Origin of the sequence: Noviherbaspirillum sp. Root189 (assembly GCF_001428545.1) — a bacterium.
Lineage (GTDB): Bacteria > Pseudomonadota > Gammaproteobacteria > Burkholderiales > Burkholderiaceae_D > Noviherbaspirillum.
The window spans coordinates 1-6,001 of sequence record NZ_LMHZ01000059.1; the positions used below are offsets into that span (position 1 = coordinate 1).

Sequence of the window (6,001 nt, forward strand, 5' to 3'; positions counted from 1 at the left end):
GCCGAGCAGATCGTCACCATCGATGGCTTGCGGGTCGAATATGCGGATGGCTTTGGACTGGCGCGTTCATCCAACACCACGCCGGTGGTGGTGATGCGTTTTGAAGGAGAAACCGAAGCGGCGCTGCAGCGCATTCAAAACGAATTCAAGCAAGCCATCCTGGCCGCCAAGCCAGATGCCGTGTTGCCCTTTTGATGCAACAGGGTCGTGTTGATACACGCGATGAAGAGTTTCTAATGTAGGTCAAGGTGATGTAACGGAATGCAATCTATCTTGAATACAGCCCGCTGCATATGGGCAAGTCAAGAGAAGCTCGACCGATCGGTAATGGTTGAACAAGACCGGTTATGGCAGGGCAGGTTGGCGCGGTGAACGGGACAGCGTGACAAGCGCACGTTTCACCGGCAGCCATAAGGGAAACTTTTTTGGATGGAAAACAAGAACAATGTTTATCGATACGCGACAAGTTGAACAAGGCACCGTGGCTGAAGGCACGGTCTGTATCATCGGTGGCGGTGTCGCCGGCATCACACTCGCCATGGAACTCGACAAACAGGGGATTGACGTGGTGTTGCTGGAAAGCGGCGGCTTCAAACCCGATGACAACACGCGCGACTTGTATCGTGGTGAAGATGTCGGCGAGTGGCGCTATAACTTTGCGGACGGCAGTCGCAGCCGTTTCCTTGGTGGCAGCAGCAACTGCTGGGGGGGATGGTGCCGCCCGCTCGATCCCTGGGATTTTGAGAAACGCGACTGGGTTTCGCACAGTGGCTGGCCTTTCAGCCTGAACGAACTAATGCCGTACTACGACCGTACGCACGCACTGCTCAAGCTGGGCCCGAACAACTTTGATCCGGACTTTTGGGAGCGCTCGATCGGCCGCCCGGATGTGCGCCGTATGCCGCTGGTGTCGGGCAAAGTACGTGACACGATTTCGCAGTTCAGCCCGCCGGCACGCTTCGGCAAGATGTACCGCGAGACGCTCAAGAATTCAAAACGCATTCGCGTCTACCTGTATGCGAACGCGACAAATATCGATACCGATCATTCGGCGCAGACCGTGTCCCGCATCCAGGTTGCGACGCTGACCGGCAAGTATATGGAAGTCAAGGCACGCTTCTACGTGCTGGCAACCGGCGGCATTGAGAATGCACGATTGCTGCTTGCGTCAAACAAGGTACAGGCTGCAGGCCTTGGTAATGGCAATGACCTGGTGGGTCGCTTCTTCATGGATCATCCACGTCTGCTGACCGGCAATATCCGCTTTACAAAGGAATGGAGCCGCAACAAGCTATCCGACGTGAAGTATCACTACATGAACGCCGCGGTTGCAGCGCATGGTACGCATGTCGCGCATCAGTTCGCGCTGACACCGGAAGTCATGCAAGAGGAAGGCATCCTGAATGCGCGCGTATGGTTCAACTCGGTATTTCCTGGCGAAGGCAGCGAGGGCGCCCAGGCGCTGTTCCGCATCAAGCAAGCCTTGCTGCAAAAAGATCAGCAGGACTGGAGCCTGACCAGGGACATTCTTACCATGGCCACCCATCCGGTGGATACTCTGGGCTATGGCTATACGCGCCTGTTCCAGCCACGCTGGCTGATCCAGGGCGTGAAGTTCCAGCTGATCGTGGAGCCGGAACCAGATCCGAACAGCCGCGTCATGCTGTCACCGTCGCAAAAGGACCAGCTCGGCATGAATCGCGTGCGGGTCGACTGGAAGCTGACATCGAAAGTGCAGCGTACCTTTGATCGCACATTGCAGATTCTTGCCGACGACATGCGCCGCAGCGGTGTTGCACAAGTGGATCTGGATCCGCCGATCGAAGGCAAGAAGTGGCCGAACGATCTGGAAGGTACCTGGCATCACATGGGTACGACGCGCATGCATGATTCACCGAAGGAAGGTGTGGTCGACCGCAACTGCAAGGTACACGGCATGAGCAATCTGTTCGTGGCGGGTAGCTCGGTGTTCCCGACCTGCGGCGCCAACTTCCCGACCATCACGCTGGCTGCGCTGGCGTTTCGATTGTCTGAACATCTGGTGCGCGCAGTAAAGCGTCCCAGCGTCGACGTCACCATGGAGGCGGCCTAAGCTCCACACCAATATTCATTCATCCAGTCGGCGGCAAGCATGGACGACGCCCTTGAAAATCAGGGTCGCCCATTTCCCGACGCGCTCACGCAGCAGTGGGAACGCAAGCCTGACCGTTGCCGCGGTTGCGCCCGCGCCGGCTGACAGATTCCGGATCTTATTGAGAGACACTGAAAGACCAGGCGTCTCCCCAACTGAACATGACGACACCTAAAACCATTCTTGTTACCGGCGCCGCAGGCTATATCGGTTCACATACTTGCGTAGAGCTTTTGTCCGCTGGTTATTCCGTCGTCGCACTGGATAACCTGTGTAACAGCTCTCCCGAATCGCTCAAGCGCGTCGAAAAAATCACGGGGCAACTTATTCCGTTTTATGAAGCGGATATCCGCGATCGGCTCGCCCTCAATGCCTTGCTGCGCACGCACCGCATTGATGCCACGATCCATTTTGCAGGTCTCAAGGCAGTGGGCGAATCGGTCAGCAACCCACTGGCCTATTTTGAAAACAACGTAGGCGGCACGGTAACGCTGCTGCAGGCGCTGGGCGAAGCAGGAGTGAAGAATTTCCTTTTCAGTTCATCTGCGACCGTGTACGGCGACCCGGAGACTGTGCCGATTACCGAGCGCGCGCGGCTGTCGACGACCAATCCTTATGGGCGTTCCAAGCTGATGGTCGAAGAGATCCTGGAAGACCTTGGCAAATCTGATCCGTCATGGGCAATTGGCGCGCTTCGCTATTTCAATCCCGCCGGCGCCCATCCAAGCGGTTTGATCGGAGAAGATCCGCGCGGCATTCCCAACAATCTGATGCCATTCATCGCGCAGGTAGCCGTGGGTCGGCGCGAAAAGTTATCGGTGTTCGGCAGCGACTATCCGACGCCCGACGGTACCGGTGTGCGCGATTACATCCATGTCGTCGACCTCGCGCAGGGGCACCTCGCAGCACTGGCGGAACTGTTCCGTTCGGGCCGAAGCTTTACGCTCAATCTTGGTACCGGCCAGGGTTACAGCGTACTGGAGATGGTGAGCGCCTTTGAAAAGGCGAGTGGACGCCGTATCCCTTATGAACTGGTTGCACGTCGCCCTGGCGATATCGCGACCTGCTATGCGGATCCGGCGAATGCAAGACGTATTCTTGGCTGGAGCGCCAAAAAGGGGCTCACAGAAATGTGTGCCGACCACTGGCGCTGGCAGAGTACGAATCCAACAGGTTTCCACGCGCCGAGCAAGGCGGCCTGAAGCGATCGTCATCAGGAATGAAAGGTGACAATACGATGCGGACCAATAAATATCTACTGCGCGCGGCCTTACTTGGGTCGCTTGCTGTATTTGGCTTTTCAGCCTGCGGTGAAGAACCCGCATTCAGCCAGCAAACACTCCTGGCAGCCGCCAAACTGTCGAAGTCCAAACAAACTGCCGTAAGAACACCCTACGGCCAGGACGCTGCCGAATTTGTCCTCACTTTTGCGGACGAGTTCGATCATTTTAATCCGCAGGTCTGGAACGACCATATCTGGTACGAGAAGCCCAATCCAACCAAGAACTACACGGTAGAGAAAGGCACGTTGAAAATATGGCCGCAGCGCGATGCGAGCGGAAAATTCTTCAACCGGACTATCGACACCGACGGCAAATTCGAGCAACGGTATGGCTTCTTTGAAATCGAGGCAAAGCTGCCACGCGGGAAGGGGACTTGGCCCGCATTCTGGCTGTTTGCACACCCTGACAAGCGGCGGCCTGAGATCGACGTGATGGAAGCTTATGCCGGGGGCGAAGATCCATGGGGATATACCGATGCCGACGGCGTGTCACGGCCTACTTCCTATGGTGCGACCGTGTGGCTTGATGAAGGCGTCGAGGCGGGCAAATACCAGCACCAGGCAAAGAAAGATTTATCGGCGAGCTTTCATAAGTATGCGGTTAAGTGGGAGCCCGATCGGCAGACTTTTTACTTCGACGGCAAGAAGCTGCATACGGTGGAAGCGAAGATGACGGATCAGATGTACATCATGCTTGATCTTTGGTTCGGCAGTTCGAGTGGCGACCCGGACGACAGCACACCGCAAGGCAAAGCGAATTCATTCGAAATCAATTACGTTCGCGCGTGGCAAATGAAGCGTTTTATGCGCGAATAACACCAGCGGTAAATTGCCGGCACAGAGTGAGGCAAGCACCCCGCTTCCGACGCAGTTAATTCAAGGCACCGTAACGGTGCCTTTTTCTTTTGACACGGCCATTCAAAGTACCCCTGCGCAGTATGGAAGATCGCGTGTGCAGGTTTAATCCGTCTTCACGCGGCGTATCCCGGCGTAGAAATTACAGACCAACTTGTTACAGACTGAAACAGGCATAAAAATTTCAAAGTTTCCTGGAACCATTTCCTCATGGAAATGCTCTGAAGAAAGTCTTGTTGCTTACGAGCACGATTTTTGTCTACATCAGAGGGGATTATTTTGTTAAGTCTGTCATTTCATCGGAATTCTATATCGGCAGCCTCCTGCGCTGCGGCCGCAGTCCTGCTTGCCGCCTGTGGTGGCGGTTCAAGCGGCACGTCGGTCGACACTGCATCGGCCGAAACAAGTACTAGCCTCATGATGGCAGAGACCACGGTCAGCACAACGACTTGGACTCGCTGTGCGGAAGAATATGGAACATGTACATTCAGTGGCACCAAACAGGTGCGCTACGGACTCGATGGTAAATATGCCACCAGGTCCGCAACTGGTTCCATCGGTTGTAACAACGATGTCTTCGGTGATCCAAATCCAGGCGCCGACAAGATCTGCGAGTACGCAACGACGACAACGCCAGTGCCGGCACCCGCACCGGCTCCTGCACCGGCTCCTGCACCAGCTCCTGCACCAGCTCCTGCACCAGCACCAGCACCAGCACCAGCACCAGCACCAGTTACCACCACTACATGGACGCGTTGTGCTTCGGAGTACGGCACCTGTACCTTTAGCGGCACCAAACAGGTTCGCTATGGTTTGAACGGCAAATGGGCGACACGCACGGCAACCGGTTCCATCGGCTGCAATAACAATGTCTTTGGTGATCCTTATCCCGGTGCAAACAAAGTATGCGATGTGGCGACGACAGTTACGGCGCCGGCTCCTGCGCCCGCACCTGCGCCCGCACCCGCACCCGCACCTGCACCGGCTCCCGCACCCACGACATGGACCCGTTGTGCGTCCGAGTATGGGACATGCACCTTCAGTGGCACCAAACAAGTTCGTTATGGCTTGAATGATAAATGGGCGACACGTACTGCAACCGGTTCGATCGCCTGTAATAACAACGTCTTCGGCGACCCAAATCCTGGTGCTAATAAAGTATGCGACGTAGCCACGACCGTTACGACTTCGCCGACGCCTGCTCCAGCGCCTGCACCGGCCCCAACCCCAACTCCGACGCCTGCGCCTGCCCCCGCACCGGCACCGGCCCCCGCACCTGCAGCAATGTCACCGTTTGGCCAGGACGCCAGCGCCTACTCGCTGACCTTCACGGAAGAGTTCAATAGCTATAACACCAACCTGTGGAATGACCACATGTGGTACGAGACATCCAACGCGACCAAGAACTACACGGTAGAAGACGGCAAGCTGAAGATCTGGCCGCAGCGTGATGCATCGGGCAAGTTCTTCAACCGCACTGTGGACACCGATGGCAAGTACTACCAGACCTATGGTTACTTCGAGATCGAAGCCAAGCTGCCGGTTGGTAAAGGCACATGGCCTGCATTCTGGCTGTTCAACCACATYGATAGCCGTCGTCCCGAGATGGATGTCATGGAAGCRTACGCAGGCGGCGCCGCACCATGGGGCAAGAACATTGATGGCGTTGCGCATCCGACAGCGTATGCACCGACAGTATGGAAGGGCGACCAGGAAGGCCAGCTGGTTGGTTC

5 protein-coding genes and 1 pseudogene are annotated in these 6,001 nt (G+C 56.3%); 5 read left to right on the forward strand and 1 reads right to left on the reverse strand.

Annotated elements, in window-relative coordinates; genetic code table 11:
- Nucleotides 1-195 (forward strand): annotated as a pseudogene (locus ASE07_RS24640) (phosphomannomutase/phosphoglucomutase); the annotation flags it as partial.
- Between the two features lie 250 nt (nt 196-445).
- Nucleotides 446-2,092, forward strand: coding sequence for an FAD-dependent oxidoreductase (locus ASE07_RS24645; protein WP_057293478.1), 1,647 nt, complete (start codon nt 446-448; stop codon nt 2,090-2,092).
- 15 nt (nt 2,093-2,107) lie between these two features.
- On the opposite strand, the gene ASE07_RS29140 is transcribed toward ASE07_RS24645, so the two are convergent.
- Nucleotides 2,108-2,263 (reverse strand): hypothetical protein, encoded by a 156-nt coding sequence (locus ASE07_RS29140; protein WP_156396984.1) that lies wholly within the window; start codon nt 2,261-2,263, stop codon nt 2,108-2,110.
- Between the two features lie 29 nt (nt 2,264-2,292).
- Between ASE07_RS29140 and galE the strand changes: the two genes are divergently transcribed.
- The 3 genes from galE to ASE07_RS30080 form a co-directional block, all read left to right on the forward strand.
- The gene (gene galE, locus ASE07_RS24650) at nt 2,293-3,333 is read left to right on the forward strand and encodes a UDP-glucose 4-epimerase GalE (RefSeq protein ID WP_057293479.1); all 1,041 of its coding nucleotides are present in this window, start codon (nt 2,293-2,295) and stop codon (nt 3,331-3,333) included.
- Nucleotides 3,334-3,368: 35 nt separating this feature from the next.
- The gene (locus ASE07_RS24655) at nt 3,369-4,229 is read left to right on the forward strand and encodes a glycoside hydrolase family 16 protein (RefSeq protein ID WP_082584457.1); all 861 of its coding nucleotides are present in this window, start codon (nt 3,369-3,371) and stop codon (nt 4,227-4,229) included.
- A 456-nt stretch (nt 4,230-4,685) separates the two neighbouring features.
- Nucleotides 4,686-6,001, forward strand: a 1,316-nt coding sequence (locus tag ASE07_RS30080; RefSeq protein ID WP_235548603.1) for a glycoside hydrolase family 16 protein, incomplete at its 3' end; no start/stop codon positions are given.

Bases quoted from the DNA above. Each gene is read 5' to 3' on its own strand.
- ASE07_RS24655 (WP_082584457.1), top strand. From the start codon at position 3,369: ATGCGGACCAATAAATATCTACTGCGCGCGGCCTTACTTGGGTCGCTT.
- galE (WP_057293479.1), top strand. From the start codon at position 2,293: ATGACGACACCTAAAACCATTCTTGTTACCGGCGCCGCAGGCTATATC.
- ASE07_RS24645 (WP_057293478.1), top strand. From the start codon at position 446: ATGTTTATCGATACGCGACAAGTTGAACAAGGCACCGTGGCTGAAGGC.